At 51.8% G+C, this 17,632-nt stretch carries 12 protein-coding genes; all 12 read left to right on the plus strand.

Annotated elements, in window-relative coordinates:
• The first annotated feature begins 67 nt into the window (after nucleotides 1–67).
• The 12 genes from GEAM_RS22975 to GEAM_RS05910 all read left to right on the plus strand — a co-directional run bounded on the left by GEAM_RS22975 (nucleotide 68) and on the right by GEAM_RS05910 (nucleotide 17,629).
• Entirely contained in the window at nucleotides 68–2,731 is a 2,664-nt protein-coding gene (locus GEAM_RS22975) for a fimbria/pilus outer membrane usher protein (RefSeq protein ID WP_084674055.1), read from the plus strand.
• A complete protein-coding gene (locus tag GEAM_RS05860) occupies nucleotides 2,716–3,321 on the plus strand; it encodes a fimbrial protein (protein ID WP_034789445.1) in 606 nt (201 codons plus the stop codon). Before GEAM_RS22975 ends, GEAM_RS05860 begins: the two co-directional genes overlap by 16 nt.
• Before the next feature lie 93 nt (nucleotides 3,322–3,414).
• Nucleotides 3,415–3,939, plus strand: coding sequence for a type VI secretion system contractile sheath small subunit (tssB, locus tag GEAM_RS05865; RefSeq protein WP_034789446.1), 525 nt, complete (start codon nucleotides 3,415–3,417; stop codon nucleotides 3,937–3,939).
• A 23-nt stretch (nucleotides 3,940–3,962) separates the two neighbouring features.
• A complete protein-coding gene (gene tssC, locus GEAM_RS05870) occupies nucleotides 3,963–5,465 on the plus strand; it encodes a type VI secretion system contractile sheath large subunit (protein ID WP_051899420.1) in 1,503 nt (500 codons plus the stop codon).
• Between the two features lie 269 nt (nucleotides 5,466–5,734).
• A complete protein-coding gene (locus GEAM_RS05875) occupies nucleotides 5,735–6,220 on the plus strand; it encodes an Hcp family type VI secretion system effector (RefSeq protein WP_034789448.1) in 486 nt (161 codons plus the stop codon).
• Between the two features lie 233 nt (nucleotides 6,221–6,453).
• Nucleotides 6,454–6,993, plus strand: a complete 540-nt coding sequence (gene tssJ / locus GEAM_RS05880) for a type VI secretion system lipoprotein TssJ (RefSeq protein ID WP_034789450.1) — start codon at nucleotides 6,454–6,456, stop codon at nucleotides 6,991–6,993.
• Nucleotides 6,994–6,996: 3 nt separating this feature from the next.
• A complete protein-coding gene (gene tssK / locus GEAM_RS05885) occupies nucleotides 6,997–8,346 on the plus strand; it encodes a type VI secretion system baseplate subunit TssK (RefSeq protein WP_034789452.1) in 1,350 nt (449 codons plus the stop codon).
• The gene (gene tssL, locus GEAM_RS05890; protein ID WP_034789453.1) at nucleotides 8,343–9,734 is read left to right on the plus strand and encodes a type VI secretion system protein TssL, long form; all 1,392 of its coding nucleotides are present in this window, start codon (nucleotides 8,343–8,345) and stop codon (nucleotides 9,732–9,734) included. Before tssK ends, tssL begins: the two co-directional genes overlap by 4 nt.
• Nucleotides 9,735–9,742: 8 nt before the next feature.
• Entirely contained in the window at nucleotides 9,743–13,564 is a 3,822-nt protein-coding gene (tssM, locus tag GEAM_RS05895; protein WP_034789454.1) for a type VI secretion system membrane subunit TssM, read from the plus strand.
• A 173-nt stretch (nucleotides 13,565–13,737) separates the two neighbouring features.
• Nucleotides 13,738–16,401, plus strand: a complete 2,664-nt coding sequence (locus GEAM_RS05900) for a type VI secretion system Vgr family protein (protein WP_156965798.1) — start codon at nucleotides 13,738–13,740, stop codon at nucleotides 16,399–16,401.
• A gap of 119 nt (nucleotides 16,402–16,520) precedes the next feature.
• Nucleotides 16,521–16,781: a PAAR domain-containing protein gene (locus GEAM_RS05905; RefSeq protein ID WP_034789455.1), complete on the plus strand. Its 261-nt coding sequence runs from the start codon at nucleotides 16,521–16,523 to the stop codon at nucleotides 16,779–16,781.
• A gap of 5 nt (nucleotides 16,782–16,786) precedes the next feature.
• Nucleotides 16,787–17,629, plus strand: a complete 843-nt coding sequence (locus tag GEAM_RS05910; protein WP_034789457.1) for a TagK domain-containing protein — start codon at nucleotides 16,787–16,789, stop codon at nucleotides 17,627–17,629.
• Nucleotides 17,630–17,632: the final 3 nt, after the last annotated feature.

Consider the following 17,632-nt stretch of genomic DNA (forward strand, 5'->3'; position numbering starts at 1 on the left):
TGCTGCCGGGGATTTAAGAAAATTTAAGGACTTTTAAGGGTTATTTACGTTTTCGGGGAATTCATGTATGGCATGCTATATAAAAAATAAAGCCTATAGATTAGTGAATTTGCCCAATAAGGCTTCACTGGGATTCACGATCACAGTTATTAGCACCGCGTTATTAATGAGTAAAAGTATGGCTGCGACAGTACCCGCAACGCCTAATGATAACGCAAGCATTTCAGCCGTAGAGTTCAACCCCGCTTTTGTCCACGGCGCGGGGATTGATGTTGCACGCTATAGCCAGGATAACCCTGTCTCTCCGGGTGAGTATGACGTGATGGTTATCGTGAATAATCAGCGAATTGGCAGAAAAAATATTCGCTTTAAAGTGGTTGATGGGCAATCAAGCGCCGAGCCTTGCTTCAGTCTGGAGCAGTTCGATGAGCTGGGGCTGAGATTCGAAATGAATGGCTCGACGGAGATCTCAGATAAGGCTATCAAGGCTGCCAAAGGCAAGTGCTACTTTATCCGAGATGTTATTAAAGACGGCAGCACGCGCTACAACTCTGGGGACCTTGAGCTTTCAGTCAATGTTCCGCAGATTAACTTAGTCCATCACCCGCGTGGCTATATCAGCCCAAGCCTGTGGGATGCCGGTGGCCCAGCGGGGTTCCTGGATTATAACGGTAATATTTACAGCACGTTTAATGGCCAAAGGGGGAGCGACGGCTTTTCAGCCGATGATTCGTATAACGGCAACCTTGGCTTAATTAGCGGACTGAACGTAGGCGAATGGCGGTTCAGAAAACGTTTTAACACCAACTGGAGCAACACAACGGGCAGAAGCACGCAGAATCTCTATGGCTACGCCGCGACGGACATTACTTCACTGAAGAGTCAATTAACGCTGGGTGATAGTGATACCAACGGCAATTTGTTCGACAGCTACGGATTACGCGGCGCGCAGCTGGCATCGGACAACCGCATGTTAGCCGAGGGGATACGCAATTATTCTCCACAGGTGCAGGGTGTCGCAGAAACCAACGCCAGAGTCACGGTGACCCAGCGCGGCAACATCGTTTACGAGACAGTGGTACCGCCGGGAGCCTTCGAGCTTACCGATATCGGCACCATGGCATACGGCGGTGATTTAGAGATGACCATCACCGAAGCCGATGGCCGGACCCGCACGCAAAGGATCCCGTTCTCCGCGCCGCCGCTGCTGCTTTATAAAGGCGTTTCGCAGTTCGACTTTGCCGTGGGCCAGCTTAATGACAATACGGTCAGGGCAAACCCGGCAGTTGTGCAGGGTTCGTACCACTACGGGTTAGGCAATACCTACACCTTATATGGCGGTACGCAGCTGGCGGAGAAGTACAGCTCGGTCGGCATCGGCAATGCGTTTAACACCCCGATTGGCGGGATTTCGATGGATATCACGCATGCCAGAAGCGTGCTGGCAGACGACGTTCGCTCTGCGGGCAACAGCTTCAAAGTGAACTACACCAAATATGTGGGGGAGACGGACACTAACCTGACACTGGCGGCGTATCGCTACTCTTCCAGCGGCTTTTACAGCTTTAGGGAAGCCAGTCTGGAGCGCTACGGCACTAACAATGGCCTGGATAATTATGATTATCGTACCCGTAATCGCCTGTCGGTCAGCGTGTCCCAGCGCGTTGCCAGCAATATGTCGGTTAACCTCAATACCAGTTTGTATACCTACTGGGGGGATCAGGATACGTCGAAGCAGTACGCGCTGTCGTTTAACCATACGCTGAGATATTTCTCTTATGCCCTGACCGCGCAGCGCACCATGAGAAGCAGCAGTGATAATGATAATCACCAAAGACAGAACGAAAACAGCTATTTACTGGCCGTCAGCGTCCCTCTGGGTGGCACGATCACTAAGCCTCCGGTGTTCAGCTCAATCTATTCGATGGTGAGCCACGACGATAGTGGCAATACCTCACTCCAGACCAGCGCCAATGGCAGTCGTGGGGAGCAGGGTGAAGTCAATTACGGCGTGGGGGCAGCTTATAACAGTAACCGTAACGACGTTGCCTCAGCGCTGAAGTCGGTATCGGGCAATGTGAGTTATCGAACTCAGGTAGGCCAATTTGGCGCCACCGCCTCGGCTAATAACACGGCATCGAAGCAGCTCTCCCTGTCGGCCAACGGCAGCGTGGTTGGGCATGCCAATGGCTTAACTCTGGGGCCAAGACTGGGTGACGCACCGTTCGCGGTTATTCATGCAGAGGGTGCGAAAGGCGCGAAAATATTTAATGGCAATGGCGCCACCATTGATGGCTACGGAAACGCCATCATGCCATCAATGACGCCGTACCGTGAGAACAGCGTAGCCATTGATTACAAGGACTTACCGTCAAGCGTTGACGTACTGGAGAACCAAAAAACCGTGGTGCCGAGAGCGGGCGCGATGATCCCGGTAAATATGAAAACGGTTGTTGGCGCACCACTGATACTGATTGTCAGGGATGCAACTGGAGAGTTCTTGCCAATAGGTACCGATTTACTGGATGAAAAGGGGGCAAGTCAGGCGATTGTTGGTCAGGGCGGCATGGCATTTATCCGTGGCTGGGACCCATTAACCCAAGCGTTATATGCCAACATCGGCGGCGCGAAAGGAAAATGCCGCATTCAGGCCAAGGGTAAAAAGCTAGATAAGCCGAATTCTGACAGCACACAAATACAGCAGTTGGAGGTGATATGTCTACCTGGCTGAAAAATAACGTTCTATTAATAACGGCGTCGTACGCAATATTGTTGCTGGCTTTCACGGTAATTTCCGAGAGGAGCGTAGAAGCCGCCAATGACTGTACGAATACGTCAAATTGTAAAGTACAGGTCTCTTTTATCGGCGAGTATTTAGAGGATACCTGTGAAATAAGTATTAATGATGGTTCATCTTCCGAATCTATTGGATTGCCCACACTGTCGACCAGTGAATTAAAAAATGATGCGGCGGAAAAAGGAAGCCAAGATTTTAAAATTGCATTAAGGCTCTGCCCTGTAAATCGAACCGTGCTTTTAAAGTTTGTTAGCGCCGGGTCTACGACACCGGATCCCGCAACCGGGAATTTACAAAATGAGGTGGCGGTAGATTATAGCCAAAATGTTCAGGTCAGATTACGCAAAGCCGCCGGTCCACAAATGGTGGTTGGCGATGCCACTAGCAGTCAGGAATATGTTATTCCGAGTACGGGTGCAGACGTTACCCACTATTATTCCGCTGGCTACTATGCCAAAGGGGCTAATGCGGTAACGCAAGGATTAGTAAGAACAACTGCTGGCATTGAGTTGGTATACCAATAAGGAGAGCGTTTAATAATCGGCTCTCAACATCAAAAGTTAGGGAATGACATTTCCTGCTTACAGTTAAAGCACATTGATAAATAAAGGTGAGATATGGTTAGCCGAAGTAATTCACAAAAGTTCATTGCCAGAAATAGGGCACCACGCGTTCAGATTGAATATGATGTGGAAATATACGGTAGCGAGAAGAAGGTTGAATTACCTTTCGTGATGGGCGTGCTGGCAGATTTATCAGGAAAACCTCTTGAACCTCTGCCGTCGGTTGCCGATCGCAAGCTGCTGGATATCGATATTGATAATTTCGACGAGCGCATGAAAGCAATGAAACCTCGCGTAGCGTTTGCGGTTAAAAATACGCTTACCGGCGAAGGTCAGCTGATGGTTGATATTACTTTCGAGAGCCTGAACGATTTCTCCCCGGACGAAATTGCCAAAAAGGTCGATTCTTTATCCAAATTATTGGACGCCCGTACTCAATTAGCCAATTTGCAAACCTATATGGATGGCAAAGCCGGTGCAGAAGAGCTGGTAATGAAACTTCTGAAAGATAAAGCGTTATTGAACACGCTCGCATCGGCGCCGAAAGCCAAGCCAGCCGCTGTTGATAGCCCACAGTAAGATGGAATAAGAAGGGAATAATCATGTCCAATTTTGATAAAGAAATCACGGCCGACGCGGCGGTTGGCACCACTGAATTCAGTGACTTTAACTCGTTATTGACCAAAGAGTTCAAGGCCAAGTCCGAGCAAACCAAAGCCGCAGTAGAAGGCGCGGTTAAAACCCTCGCGGAGCAGGCGCTGGCCAACACCGTGACGGTTTCCGACGATGCCTATAAAAGCATTGCCTCGATCATCGCAGAAATTGACAGCAAGCTGTCCGAGCAGATCAACCTGATCCTGCACCATCAGGAGTTTCAGTCGCTGGAAAGTGCTTGGCGTGGCCTGCACTACTTGGTGAATAACACTGAGACTGACGAGAAGCTGCGTCTGCGTTTCCTCGACATCTCTAAAGATGAATTGCGCCGTAACATGAAGCGCTATAAAGGCGTGGCATGGGACCAAAGCCCGCTATTCAAGAAAGTCTATGAAGAAGAGTATGGCCAGCTGGGCGGCGAACCTTACGGCTGTCTGGTGGCTGACTACTACTTTGACCACACGGCACCTGATGTGGACCTGCTGGCATCAATTGGTAAGGTCGCGGCTTCTGCACACGTGCCTTTCATTACTGGCGCTGCGCCGTCCGTGCTGCAAATGGATTCTTGGCAAGAGCTGTCAAACCCACGCGATTTGACCAAAATCTTCACCCAGAATCTTGAGTATGCCGCATGGAATTCACTGCGTCAGTCTGAAGACTCTCGTTATATCGGTCTGGCGATGCCACGCTTCTTGGCGCGTCTTCCTTACGGTATCAGCACTAACCCGGTCGATGCTTTCCACTTTGAAGAGCAGACTGACGGCGCGGATCACAGCAAATATGTCTGGTCCAATGCAGCTTACGCTATGGCGGTAAACATCAACCGTTCATTCAAAGAATATGGCTGGTGCACCCTGATCCGTGGCGTGGAAAGCGGCGGCGTGGTGGAAGGGCTACCTTGCCACACCTTCCCAACGGACGACGGCGGCATTGATATGAAATGCCCGACGGAAATTGCGATTTCTGACCGTCGCGAAGCTGAACTGGCGAAAAATGGCTTTATTCCGTTAGTTCACAGAAAGAACACCGACTATGCGGCATTCATCGGCGCGCAGTCTCTGCAAAAACCGGCGGAATATTACGACGCTGACGCCACGGCTAACGCCAATCTTTCCGCGCGTCTGCCTTACCTGTTCGCCTGTTCACGCTTTGCGCATTACCTGAAATGTATCGTGCGTGACAAAATCGGTTCCTTCAAAGAGCGTGACGAAATGCAGCGCTGGTTGAATGACTGGGTGATGAACTATGTGGATGGTGACCCGGCGAACTCGTCAATCGAAACCAAAGCCCGCCGCCCATTGGCTGCCGCTGAAGTTATCGTCGAAGAGATTGAAGATAACCCAGGCTACTATCAGGCGAAATTCTTCCTGCGTCCGCACTTCCAATTGGAAGGTCTGACCGTATCGCTGCGCATGGTCGCTAAATTACCTTCGCTGAAAGACGTCGCGTAATTAAATAAATTATATTCCTGCTCTTATTACAAGGAATAGTCTGTTTTCGCGCAATTTATCGCGTGGAGCCTTTTATCATTTAATAAGTGGTTTTTATTAAATGATGGAAGTAGGTCGTTTGATGTAAAAGTATTTTTGGTTTTTAAAGCCAGGTGAAATGCTTATCTCATGAAGATGGAATAGTCATCGTAATTTATTTTACGAAGGTCTTCCTGTGCTCAATACACAGTATTGAGTGAATTTTAAAATAAAGTGCTAAAGAGGATATTATGGCGCAAGATATGTTTATTAAAATTGATGGCATCGAAGGCGAGTCTTTGGATGCGAGTCATAAAAATGAAATCCAAGTGTTGGCATGGAACTGGGAAGTATCTCAACACTCAAATATGCACAGCGGTTCAGGCGGTGGTTCAGGTAAAGCATCGGTAGCAGATTTCTGCTTCTCGCATTACATGGATAAAGCCAGCCCGAACTTACTGAGCTATTGCTTACTGGGCAAACACATTAAAAATATTCGCTTCGTGCTGCGTAAAGCCGGTGGCGATCCGCTGGAATACCTGACCATCAACTTCACCGACGTCATTATTACGCGTGTAGATATGGCGGGTTCTCTGGAAGATGAAACGCGTCCACGTGAAATCGTGCGTTTCTCCTTCACCAAAATGACTCAAGACTACGTGATGCAAAACGCAGAAGGCCATAAATCTGGCGTTGTTTCTGCAAACTACGACGTTAAAGCTAACCATCAGAGCTAAGCAATCCTGTTTAGGTTTGAGTTTAAACTTGCCACTTTCGAGTGGCAGGTTTTCTCAAAATAAGAATTTCTCTGTGAGCGGAAATAGTCTTTTGTCCGTGGTGTATGTAACAGGCTATATCCACAATAGTTGTAAATAGCTGCTGTTTTTACCGGAGTTGAGAACAGGGGTTACTCTGATGGTCACTCTATTATTGTGGATAAAGCTTAATTATTTATTTGATTAGGTTGAGTATGAAAATAAGTCACCGCTGGCTAAGACGAATCATAAGATATTTTATTGCAGCAATTGCGTCTTTATCGCTGGTTGCTTGTAGCTCGACGCCGCAAACCGAAACGGAAAATAAGATTTCAGTCGAAATGAGTACGGCAAGAGATATTAACCCTAATGATCAAGGTGTGGGGAATCCGCTGCGCATCATGATTTACACGCTGAAAAGTCCGGATGAATTCATGAGCAGTGATTTCTTCACTATTACCGAAGAGAACACGCCGTCGCTCCAGCAACAGATGGAAAAAGTCTATGACGGCATCGTGTTGCCTAATAAGAAAAAGAAAATAGAGCTGGCACCTAACAATGACATCACTGCAATCGGTGTTATCGCTGCTTACCGTGACATTGAAAAGGCGGAGTGGAAAGCGGTTATTCACCCGCTGCCTGAGAAGCGCGTTCAGCCTTGGTACAAAAGAATCGTGTCATGGAAACAGCCACCGGCCCCTGTCGTCAAGGTGAGCGTAGAACGTCTGTCAATATCAATCAAAGAAATGGATTAAGCCGTGAGAACTAATAAAGTCGTTTGGAGTGAAGGTCTGTTTCTGCGGCCTCAGCTATTTCAACAACAAGAGCGCTATCTCGAGTATTACGCGCATAAGCGGGCCGCCACCATCACGCCATTCTTCTGGGGTTTTGCCCAGTACGAAATTGATCGTGAAGCGCTCTCTTACGGGAAATTGGTGCTGCGTTCTGGCAAAGGTGTTCTGCCGGATGGCACGCCTTTTGATATTCCCGGCCACGCCGAGCTGCCAGAACCTCTGACCATCACCCCGGACCATCTGGGCAAGCTTATCTATCTGGCGGTGCCATTGCGTCTGGATAACAGTGATGAAACCATTTTCGACGAATTCGATATGAGTTCGCTGGCGCGCTTTTACGCCTTCGAGACCGAACTTAGCGACACCAACGCCATTCGTCAGGGACCAAAACCGGTGCAGCTATCCAGACTGCGCCTCAAATTGGTGTCTGAAAGCGAAATGACGGAATCCTGGATTGGTCTGCCTTTAGCCAAGGTTCGCGCGATCCAGCCAGACGGCAGCGTGCTGCTGCATATGGAGGATTACATTCCTCCGGTCACCAGCTACGCCGCGAGTTCATTGCTGTCAGAGTGGCTGACCCACCTCAATGGCTTGGTGAAAATGCGCGCGGACATGCTGGCAAAACGCTTGTCCAACAGCGATGGCAAAGCCAGCGCCAGTGCCGAGATCGTGGATTATCTGCTGCTGCAAATCTTCAACAAATATGAGCCGATCCTCGACCACCTGCGCAATATCCCGGAGTTGCCGCCAATCATGCTCTATCAGGAGCTGGCAAAGTTCGCCGGGGAATTATCGACTTTCATTCGCACCAAGACGCGCCGTCCGCGTCCTGCGCCGGGCTATGACCACAGTAAATTGTACCCGTCGATTCGCCCGCTGGTGGACGACGTGCATGAGCTGCTCAATCAGATTCTGGTGCGGGCAGGGCAGATGATCCCACTGGTACCGAAGGGCAGCGGCGTATGGTCAGCCTCCGTGCTGCCCAATGAACTGCGCTCCTTCTCCAATCTGGTGCTGGCGGTTCACGCCCAGTTACCTATGGACGTGTTACAGCATCAATTCTCCTTGCAGACCAAAATCAGTGCGCCACAGCAGCTGCACGAGCTGGTGCGTTCACACCTGCCGGGTCTTGAGTTACAGCGCCTGCCGGTGCCACCGCGCCAAATCCCTTACAGCGCCGGATATGTTTACTTCGAGTTGATGAAAAGTGGGCCTTTCTGGGAGAAGGTTTCCAATGCCGGAGCCATTGCTATGCACGTGGCAGGCGACTTCCCAGCATTGAAAATGGAGCTTTGGGGGATTAGAGACTCATGAGTGATAAAGAGCCACTGAATGGGCAGATGCCTATCCCACCCTTTGACGACAGCGCCGAAATGGACGCCAATCCGCAGGCGCTCGGCCACTTCCTGCTGGATGAGCAAAGCAGTTACACCGCAGAAGAAGAGGCGGCATTAGGTCATACGGCTTATGACGATCAACCTGCGTCATCGTCGATTTTCCAGCCCTATGACACCGCCCTGCTGCGTGGCGAAAGCGTGCAACAGCGCGTCGCCAAGGCACTGGCATCGCCGATCCCCTTGCTGGAGGCGGCGCAGCCGCTGTTGCGCGCACTCAGCGAGATGCCTGAAAAGGTTACTGATGCCTCTCAGGTGCAGATCCTCAAGGACTGCCTGAAAAATGAGATAACCCTGTTTAACGTGGTGTGCGACGAGGCGGATATCTCATGGAAGAAAATGGCTATCGTCCGCTACTGCCTGTGTACCGCGCTAGATGAAGCCGCGCACTCTATGGCGTGGGGCGTGAAGTCGGGCTGGTCGCAAAGCAACTTGCTCAACCACTTCGAAGGCGATAACGACGGCGGGAACAAGTTCTTCCTGCTGGTTGGGCGTCTGTCGATGAGCGCGCACGAATACGCCGATTGCTTAGAGGTGCTGCTGCGCATTCTGGGGCTGGGCTTTGAAGGCCGCTACAGCATTATCGAAGATGGCGATCGGCAGCTCACCAAGATCCGTCAGGGGCTGCTCACCCTGCTGCAAAGCACCAAAGACCAAGTTCCGGCGGCCCTCTCTCCTAACGGTTTAGTTACCCGTGAAGTGCGCAAGCGCCGGGGGATTTTCGTGCCGGTTCGCGTTTCGATGCTGGTGTGCGGGGTGCTTATCGCGTCGACCTTTATCGGCAGCAAATATTTCCTGTCCGTCCCCGAGAGCGACCTGCTGAAGAGGCTGGGAGCCTTGCAACGCATGGTTGTCGTTACGCCAGCGCCGGTGGCCGCACCTAAATTGCGACTGGCCGTTTTGTTGAAAAACGAAATCGCCCAACAGCTGGTGAGTGTCGATGAAACCAGTAGCAGCAGTCAGGTTATTTTCAAAGGCGACGCCATGTTCATGGTGGGTTCAGATCAGGTTAGGCCAGAGATGTTCAACATTATCGACCGCGTTGCGCAGGAAATTCGCCGCGTAAACGGCTCGGTGGTGGTGGTTGGACATACCGACGCCACGCCAATCCATAAGCCTGAATTCCCCAATAATCAGGTGCTCTCTGAGAAACGCGCCGCCACCGTGGCGAGCTTCATGACTAAAGCCGGTATCCCGCAAGACAAGATCCGTTTTGAAGGGAAAGGGGACACTCAGCCGGTGAGTAACAACGCTGATGCCGCGGGACGTTCACAGAACCGTCGCGTAGAAATGTTTGTAACATATTGAGATATATTATGTTTTTATTAAACCGATTGTTCTCTGGTTGGGCAATGAAGCGGATGTGGCTGATCTGCAGCTTCCTGCTGTTGGGTGCTGCTATCTGGTACTTGGGACCCTTCTTCGGATTTGGCGAGGTGCGCCCGCTGGAAGGCTTCGAGCCGAGAATTGTTTTCTTATTTCTGACGCTGATTATTTTCTTAGCGATTTGGTTTGGCGTGCCGGGCTTTATTATTCTGGCCATGATTGCCTGCGCCAGCGTGTGGGTGTTCACTCCTTTCATCTTAATTGGAGAAAAATACCCGCTGGCCTCGGCACAGCATCGGCTGATTGCCATCGCTATCATCGCCTTTATCACCTTGCTGTACGGGGTGGTGTATCTGGTGCGCGCGTTAGCCATCAATCCTGCGCTGCTGGATAACTTTCTCTTCACCCGCAAAGCCAAGCCGGTAGAGGATGTCGACCTGTCGGAAATTAATGCCACCATTCGCGATGGCATGAAGTACGTGCGCCGTATCTACAGCGGCCTGCCGGTCTGGAAACGCTTCTTTATCTCCAGCCGGTGGCGCAGCGAACTGCCGTGGTTCATGGTGTTGGGCACCCGGCATTCAGGCAAAACCTCGCTGCTCCTCTCGTCGGGCCAGGATTTCCCTCTTCCCGAGCAGCTAAATCGCGTGGGCAAAGACAACTCGCCTACCCAACATTGTGAATGCTTGTTCTCCAATGACGCGCTGTTTTTGGACACCGCGGGCAAATACCTTGATAAGCCGAAAGAGAGCCAGCTTGAGTGGAATGGCATCTTAAAGGCTTTGAAAAAATATCGCCCGGTCAACGCGGTGAACGGCGTGATTGTCGCGATTTCGGTTACCGAGCTGCTGGGCAAAAGTCAGGCTGAATTACTCAATCTGGCCGCCACGCTGCGCAGCCGTCTGGATGATGTACGCAGCACGCTGGGCGTGAGATTCCCGGTTTATGTGATGATCAACAAATTGGACCAACTGTCCGGTTTCGATGAGTATTTCCGCAACCTGACTGCGGAAGACCGCGAGCAGGTGTGGGGCGTGACTTTCCCTTATAGCGAGGAAAAAGTCAGCGTGGATATGGCGCTTGAGCAGCGCATTCGCCATGAGTTAGGGCTGCTCGAAAACCGCATCAGAAATAACATCCCGGTGCGCATGCAGGAGGAGTATTCCGCGGCCGATCGCAAAGGCATGTATGCGCTGCCGCAGGATTTCAGAATGCTCTCTCAGCGGGTGACGGAAGTCTTACAGAACATCTTCTTCGCCTCGCGTTTTGATGAAACCAAGTTTCATACCACGCTGCGCGGCATCTATTTCGTCAGTAGCTGCCAGCCTGCAAACATTGAGCTGCTCAATAACAACACGCTTATCCAGAAATGGCGCAATGTGACCAGCTATAAGAACCCGACTTCGCCGGCTTCCGTGACCAAAAGAAGCAGCAAAGAGGGGCCGCTGGTGGGCGCGATGGCCTATGGCAAGCAGTTTTTCCTCAAGCAGCTGTTCCGCGATGTGATCACTAAAGATGGCGACTTGGTCAGCTACAACCTCAAGGTGCAATCGAAATATCGCTTCCAGAATCTGCTGGGCCACGCGGCCTGCATCGGCGCGGCGGTATGGCTGGTATGGGCGTTCTTGGTCAGCTTCCAGAATAACGACGGCTATTTGCAGGTGATCAAAACCAAGCTGGGCACGCTGGAAAACACCGCCAGCAGCTATGCAAAAACGGCTGACGAGAACGTCTTACCGACGCTTCTCAGCGCCACGCAGCTGCTGCCTGAATATGGCCCGCTGGATGTTAATAGCCCGGATCTCGAGTGGCGTTATGGCTTGTACACCGGTAGCGCCGTCGCCCACGGCGCGGGCAACTTATATGACTTCTTCCTGCAACGTTATCTGTTCCCGATAATCGAGCGTGAAGCCAAAACTTCCTTAAGCAATGCTGTTTATGCCGCTGATTCAAAGGCCATTTATGAGAGCCTAAAACTCTACTTAATGCTCACTGGCGAGGGTAAATTCGACCAGCATTATGTGGTGGAAGAAGTGACTAAAAATTGGCAGGAAAGCGGGAAAATCGATCCTTATGAAGAGAAAGGTATCTTCATTAAGCATCTGAATATGCTGTTCACCGAGGAGAAGTGGCAAGAATATGGCCATGCGCCCGACGCGGCGCTGATCAAGCAGGCTCGAGGCATTCTGGCGGAGAAAACCACCACCGCCAGACTGTGGGAACGTGTTCAAGCCGATTTGCAGGATCAAGCGCCCGCCAACATTACGCTGCGCAAAATCGTCGGCGAGAACGCGACGCAGATTTTCACGCTGTCGGACAATGAATTGCTGCTCAAGGGGATACCGGGGTTGTACACCTACGCCGGTTATCATCAGGTGATTAAAAAAAAGCTGACACCTCTGCTGTTTGAACTGCAATTGGAGGATCGCTGGGTGATGGGGCGTTCATCGACCCCGGCCGCTGATCCTTTAACGCTACAACTTGATGTGCTGTCGGTATATTTGAACGAATACACCCTTTACTGGAAGCGCGTTCTCTCCAGTGTGCGCCTGATTCCTGTTGATGCTAACAGTGGAGAGAATTCGCAAGGATTGTCTGTCGATATCATTTTACTGAGAACGCTGGTGTCAGAGAGCTCGCCTTTGCTCAATCTGGCGAGATACGCGGTAAAACAGACCACGCTGGTGGATAAGCAAAAAGAGAAGCCGCTGCTGGATGATCTTAATCTCCGCAGTAACACCTATTTAATCAATCAGGCGCAGAAAGTGCAGGAGAGATATGCCTTTCGCGAGAACCGCCGGATCCAGGAGCTGGTAGACAACCGCTTTGACGGCCTGCGTAATTTTGTCAACGGCGATTCACGAGACAGCGGTAGCGGCAACAATATATCGATGCTTCAGGGCTCGCCCATGACTCAGATGATGGGGGCTTTGAATGACCAATATACGCGTTTAGTGGTATTAAACAGCGCCTTTGACAATGGTGATATTCCACCGGTGTCCAATGACGGCATGCGTATTTTGGCTGCTTCACAAACTTGGCCAGATCCTTTTAAGAATATTATTGCGCCTTTATTAAAGGGTTCCTCGTCTAAGTTAGAAAATAAGGTTATTGCCCAGACCTCTAAAGCTATAGAAATGAGCGTGGGGGATGTATGCCGTAATAACTTTCAGGGGCGCTACCCTTTTGCGGACAGCGACCGCATGGCTAGCCTGAGTGATGTGGAACGTTTCTTTGGCACCGGGGGAACCGTGGATAATTACTTCAAAAAGAACCTTGAAAGCAAAGTGAATACGGAATCCTCACCATGGCGCTATAAAGGCAGTGAAAGTGGTGAAGGCTTAAGATTTTTCGAAAAAGTCGCGGCGATCAGAGAAGCCTTATTTGACAGCAATGACGGCAGAAAGGTGGCATTAGAATTTTCTGCCTCCGTGCGCTATTTACCGCCGTCGATTACCCAGCTGATTATGAATTTTGATGGTGACGCGATGCGTTATTCCCATGGGCCGGTGACGCCATCCTTCTTTAAGTGGCCGGGCACGCGGCAGGGAACGCTGGTCAGCCTGACCGCCCAGCGCCAGCAGGCCTCAGCGCTGCCGAACATTATTTTGCGCGGCCCGTGGGCGCTGCTCAAATGGGCGGAAAGCGCCGACAATGTCAAGCAAGAGAACAATGGAAAACAGATCCTGACCTATTACATGGGAAATGACCGGGTAGAAATTGAAGTCTCAGGGTTGATGCACGGCAATAAAAATATCAGTGACCTCTTGCGTGATTTTCAATGCCCAAGCGCGGGCAGCATGAGGATCTAATAGGGCGAACGCCAAAGAGGTATATCAAGGATAGACGCGTTTGTAGCAATAAATTTATCGCGCCTGAGGGAAAGTGGCACGGAAATAATGGGCATTATCCAGTTGTGATAATCAACATCAAATTAAAAGTGTAGTTAGCACTTTTCTATTTTAACCAAACATTAGGGAGTACTATGTCAAGGACAATAAAATTGAGCAGCCCGGCTATGCCCTATTTATTGGGTGAGCCGGCGCTAGTACTTTCGAGGTTGGAGGGCGAAGAAGCCTTCTCGACACTATATTCCTATACCATCACGGCCAAAACGCCGGCGAATCCTGCTATTCCATGGCAAGCTGCTTCTAATGTCGATCTCAAAGCCTTAATCGGTAAAGAGATGACCATTGAAATGGAATTAGACGGCAATGGCCTGAGCGACATTATTGGTGTCGGTAAGGGAACGCGCGAGATTTCCGGTCTGGTCGAAAAAGCCAGATATATCGGCCGCGATGCTAATCAGGCGATGTTTGAGATTGTGCTCAGACCTTGGTTCTATCTGACTAATTTAACCTCTGACTTCAAGATATTTCAGAACAAAAATGTGGTCGATATTATCGATGAAGTGCTGGCCGACTATAACTTCCCGTTCGAAAAACGGCTGGCAAGCTCCTATCCCTCGCTCGAGTTTCAGGTGCAGTACGGCGAGACTGACTTCAACTTTCTCCAGCGTTTAATGGAAGAGTGGGGCATCTACTGGTTCTTTGAGCACGATGACCACAAGCAAAAACTGATCTTGGTGGACCACGTGGGCGCCCATAAACGCTATTTCAGCGAAGCCTACCACACCATTGAATACCTCTCCGATGAGCCAAAAGCGGGCGAAGAGTACATCAGCCAGTTCCAGACGCAGGAAACCCTGACCACCGGGCGTTGGGTCTACAACGATTATGACTTCACCAAGTCCCGTGCAGATATTTTGAGCATGGACAGCAAGCCGCGCAAAACCAGCTTCAACGATCTCGAGATCTACCACTGGCCGGGGGATTACGACCAGCCGGATATCGGTGAGCATCTTGCTCGCGTGCGCATAGAGGAGCGCGGCGCGCTGGGCTCTCGCGCCACCGGCTCAGGTGAAGTGCGCGGTATTGTCTGCGGGGCAAACTTTGTTTTGCAGGGCTTCCCGGTGGACAAATCCAACCGCGAATACATGGTGATTTCCAGCCGCCTGTCGGTGTCAGAAGTCGCACAGCTGACCAATGGCGACGAGTTCCGCTACCAAACCAGCTTCTTGGTTCAGCCCACCACCAAAATCTACCGCCACCCACAACTGACCGTTAAGCCGAAAACCAGCGGCCCGCAGAACGCCATCGTGGTCGGCCCTGCGGGGGAAGAGGTGTGGACCGACGAATATGGCCGGGTCAAAGTGCGCTTTGTCTGGGACCGTTACGGCCAAAATACCGAGTCAGACTCATGCTGGCTGCGCGTCAGTCAGGCTTGGGCGGGCAACAGTTTTGGCGGCATCTACATTCCGCGTATCGGTCAGGAAGTGCTGGTCGACTGCATCAATGGCGACCCCGATCGGCCACTGGTTAGCGGTACTCTCTATAACAACATCACCCGTCCACCTTGGGATTTACCGGCCAACGCCACGCAAAGTGGCCTGATCAGTCGCACCATCGGCGGCGGTCAGAGCAACTACAACGGCGTGCGTTTCGAAGACAAGTCGGGCGAAGAGCAGTATTGGGAACAGGCCGAACGCGATATGTCGCGCCTGACCAAAAACGATGAAAAACAGGTGATTGGAGCCAATGCTGACCTGAGCGTGGGCAAAAACCGCACGGTGATTGTCGGCGCTAACCAAGACTCCACGGTGCTCGGCGCGGCGACGCAGTCTATCGCGGAAACCTCGGACATTCAGGTTGGCGCAAACCGAACCGTAGTAGTCGGCGCGGACCATAACCTCAGCGTTGCCTGCGCGCAATCGAGCATTATCGGTGCCGCCAACTCTACCGTGGTGGGGGCGCTGAACTCACTGGTGGTCGGTGCGGCCAACACCACCACCGTGGGCGCGGCTAACTCGCTGGTGGTCGGCGCGGCGAACTCTACTCAGGTCGGGGCGGCGAATATGCTGCTGGTCGGCGGCGCTAATCAAACGCAGGTGGGAGGCATTAACCAGACGATGGTTGGCGGCCTGAACTCGACTCTTGTAGGCGGAGCCAACCTGACGACCGTCGGCGGCTACGATTCACTGTTGGTCGGCGGCGCTCACCAGATGATGGCCGGTGGCGCGGCCACTTTCCAAGCTGGCGGCATCATGTCGATAGGGGCGGGTGGCGAGCTGATCATCAGTGCCAGCACCATTAAAATTATTGGTAAAAGCCAGGTGATCATTGAAGGCGGGCAAGTGTTGCTCAACCCAGGTTGCGGCGGTGGAGGCGGCGGGGCGGGTTCTGCTCTCGCCTTCGGCGGTGCCGTGGTTGCCGGAACCGGCGCGGCCTTACTGGCGCTTAAAGGTCTGGCCAAGATTGCACCGCTGGCGGGAGGCATGGCCTTGCCGTTGCCTCTACCGACCTTGCCGCTGGTGGTGATACCGCCGCCGGACCCATCAGGCAATCCAGACCCGACGCCGACCCCGACGGATACGCCAACACCGACGGATACGCCGACCCCGACGGATACGCCAACACCGACGGATACACCGACGCCGACGGATACGCCGACCCGACGGACTACGCCGACCCCGACGGACTACGCCGACCCCGACGGATACGCCGACCCCGACGGACACGCCGACCCCGACGGACACGCCGACCCCGACGGATACGCCGACCCCGACGGATACGCCGACCCCGACGGATGAGATCACCCCAGAACCTTAATCGGGTGAAATGAAAACCGCTCACCTCCTATTGATGTAACCCATTGATAGGGGGCGAGAATACCTACCTTGAGCGGCTAAGCCGCTAAGTGAGATGAAATATGTTTCCTGCTGCAAGAATAGGCGATGCCACCACCTACGGGGCCGTGACCAGTGGTTCATCTAATGTGCTGATTAACAATATCCCTGCCGGGGTGGCGAATATGAGCAATGCTTCGTCTTCATTGACTGGCACCACCACTGTCGTCAAAGGCTCGAGCACGGTATTTATCAACCAGCTCCCGGCGGCCCGGCAAAACGATGCGTGCGCGGACGGTGGCAATGTCACCTGCGGTTCCGGCAACGTTATAATTGGCGGTTAATCAACATGTTATTGGTGCTCACTTGGCCGCGCATGTCGCAACAGCTGCAACTCAATGAGTCTATCACGTGCGAAAAACCGGTCTGTTTCAACATCTTAAATGGGGAGTTCGCTCCCCACTCGATGGGCGACGGGCACGATGAAGTGCAGTTCTACTGGGATGTTTCTCAGCCGATGATGGTGAATCACAGCCATGACATGCTCTGTACCATCAATGGCACACAGCTCGCGCCGGGTGAGCACCATCCTCTGCCATTAGAGGCAGAGATTAAGTTTGGTTACTTTGTCATAACCACTAAACAGGCCAGCCAAGACGCCAATAGCCGTCAGTTTATCGACAACCTGACTTTGCTCGAACAACCCTCGGCGTTCGACGCGCCGGAGCTCCCGGCAATCGAAGATATTCTGACTCACGGCGGCTACTACGTTTCCTACCTTGATGATTTACATGCCGACCACGTCTACGGGCCTCAAGGGCCGGATATCTTAAAAAGTCTTGAGCTGGAGTACAAAAGGTTTTTGATGTGGGGCGAACAGGGCAAGCCGTTTTCCAGCAGCGCCGCGCCGCAAAAAAGCCAACTGTTGGCTAATGACGGCTTTCTGGAGAATGTCAGGGACAGCGTTAAAAACAAAACCGTTACCGAGTGCATTTTAGATTCCACCGGCCTCATCGATAAAGTGACCCGACAGCTCAATGTCATCGATGGGGTAGAAGAGTCTGCTCACGAAGAGCGTCAGGACATTTTAAAAGCGCTGGCACCAGAACATATTCTGACCAAAGAGCAAAATAGCGTCCCCGCACTGGTATTCCAAGAACTCTATAAATTAGGGCTGAACAGCCATCTATAACTT

Origin of the sequence: Ewingella americana ATCC 33852 (genome assembly GCF_000735345.1) — a bacterium.
Taxonomy (GTDB): domain Bacteria; phylum Pseudomonadota; class Gammaproteobacteria; order Enterobacterales; family Enterobacteriaceae; genus Ewingella; species Ewingella americana.

Excerpts from the sequence above, each read along its gene's own strand:
- GEAM_RS22975 (WP_084674055.1), top strand. The coding sequence starts at position 68 with ATGGCATGCTATATAAAAAATAAAGCCTATAGATTAGTGAATTTGCCC.
- GEAM_RS05860 (WP_034789445.1), top strand. The coding sequence starts at position 2,716 with ATGTCTACCTGGCTGAAAAATAACGTTCTATTAATAACGGCGTCGTAC.
- tssB (WP_034789446.1), top strand. The coding sequence starts at position 3,415 with ATGGTTAGCCGAAGTAATTCACAAAAGTTCATTGCCAGAAATAGGGCA.
- tssC (WP_051899420.1), top strand. The coding sequence starts at position 3,963 with ATGTCCAATTTTGATAAAGAAATCACGGCCGACGCGGCGGTTGGCACC.
- GEAM_RS05875 (WP_034789448.1), top strand. The coding sequence starts at position 5,735 with ATGGCGCAAGATATGTTTATTAAAATTGATGGCATCGAAGGCGAGTCT.
- tssJ (WP_034789450.1), top strand. The coding sequence starts at position 6,454 with ATGAAAATAAGTCACCGCTGGCTAAGACGAATCATAAGATATTTTATT.
- tssL (WP_034789453.1), top strand. The coding sequence starts at position 8,343 with ATGAGTGATAAAGAGCCACTGAATGGGCAGATGCCTATCCCACCCTTT.
- tssM (WP_034789454.1), top strand. The coding sequence starts at position 9,743 with ATGTTTTTATTAAACCGATTGTTCTCTGGTTGGGCAATGAAGCGGATG.
- GEAM_RS05900 (WP_156965798.1), top strand. The coding sequence starts at position 13,738 with ATGTCAAGGACAATAAAATTGAGCAGCCCGGCTATGCCCTATTTATTG.
- GEAM_RS05905 (WP_034789455.1), top strand. The coding sequence starts at position 16,521 with ATGTTTCCTGCTGCAAGAATAGGCGATGCCACCACCTACGGGGCCGTG.
- GEAM_RS05910 (WP_034789457.1), top strand. The coding sequence starts at position 16,787 with ATGTTATTGGTGCTCACTTGGCCGCGCATGTCGCAACAGCTGCAACTC.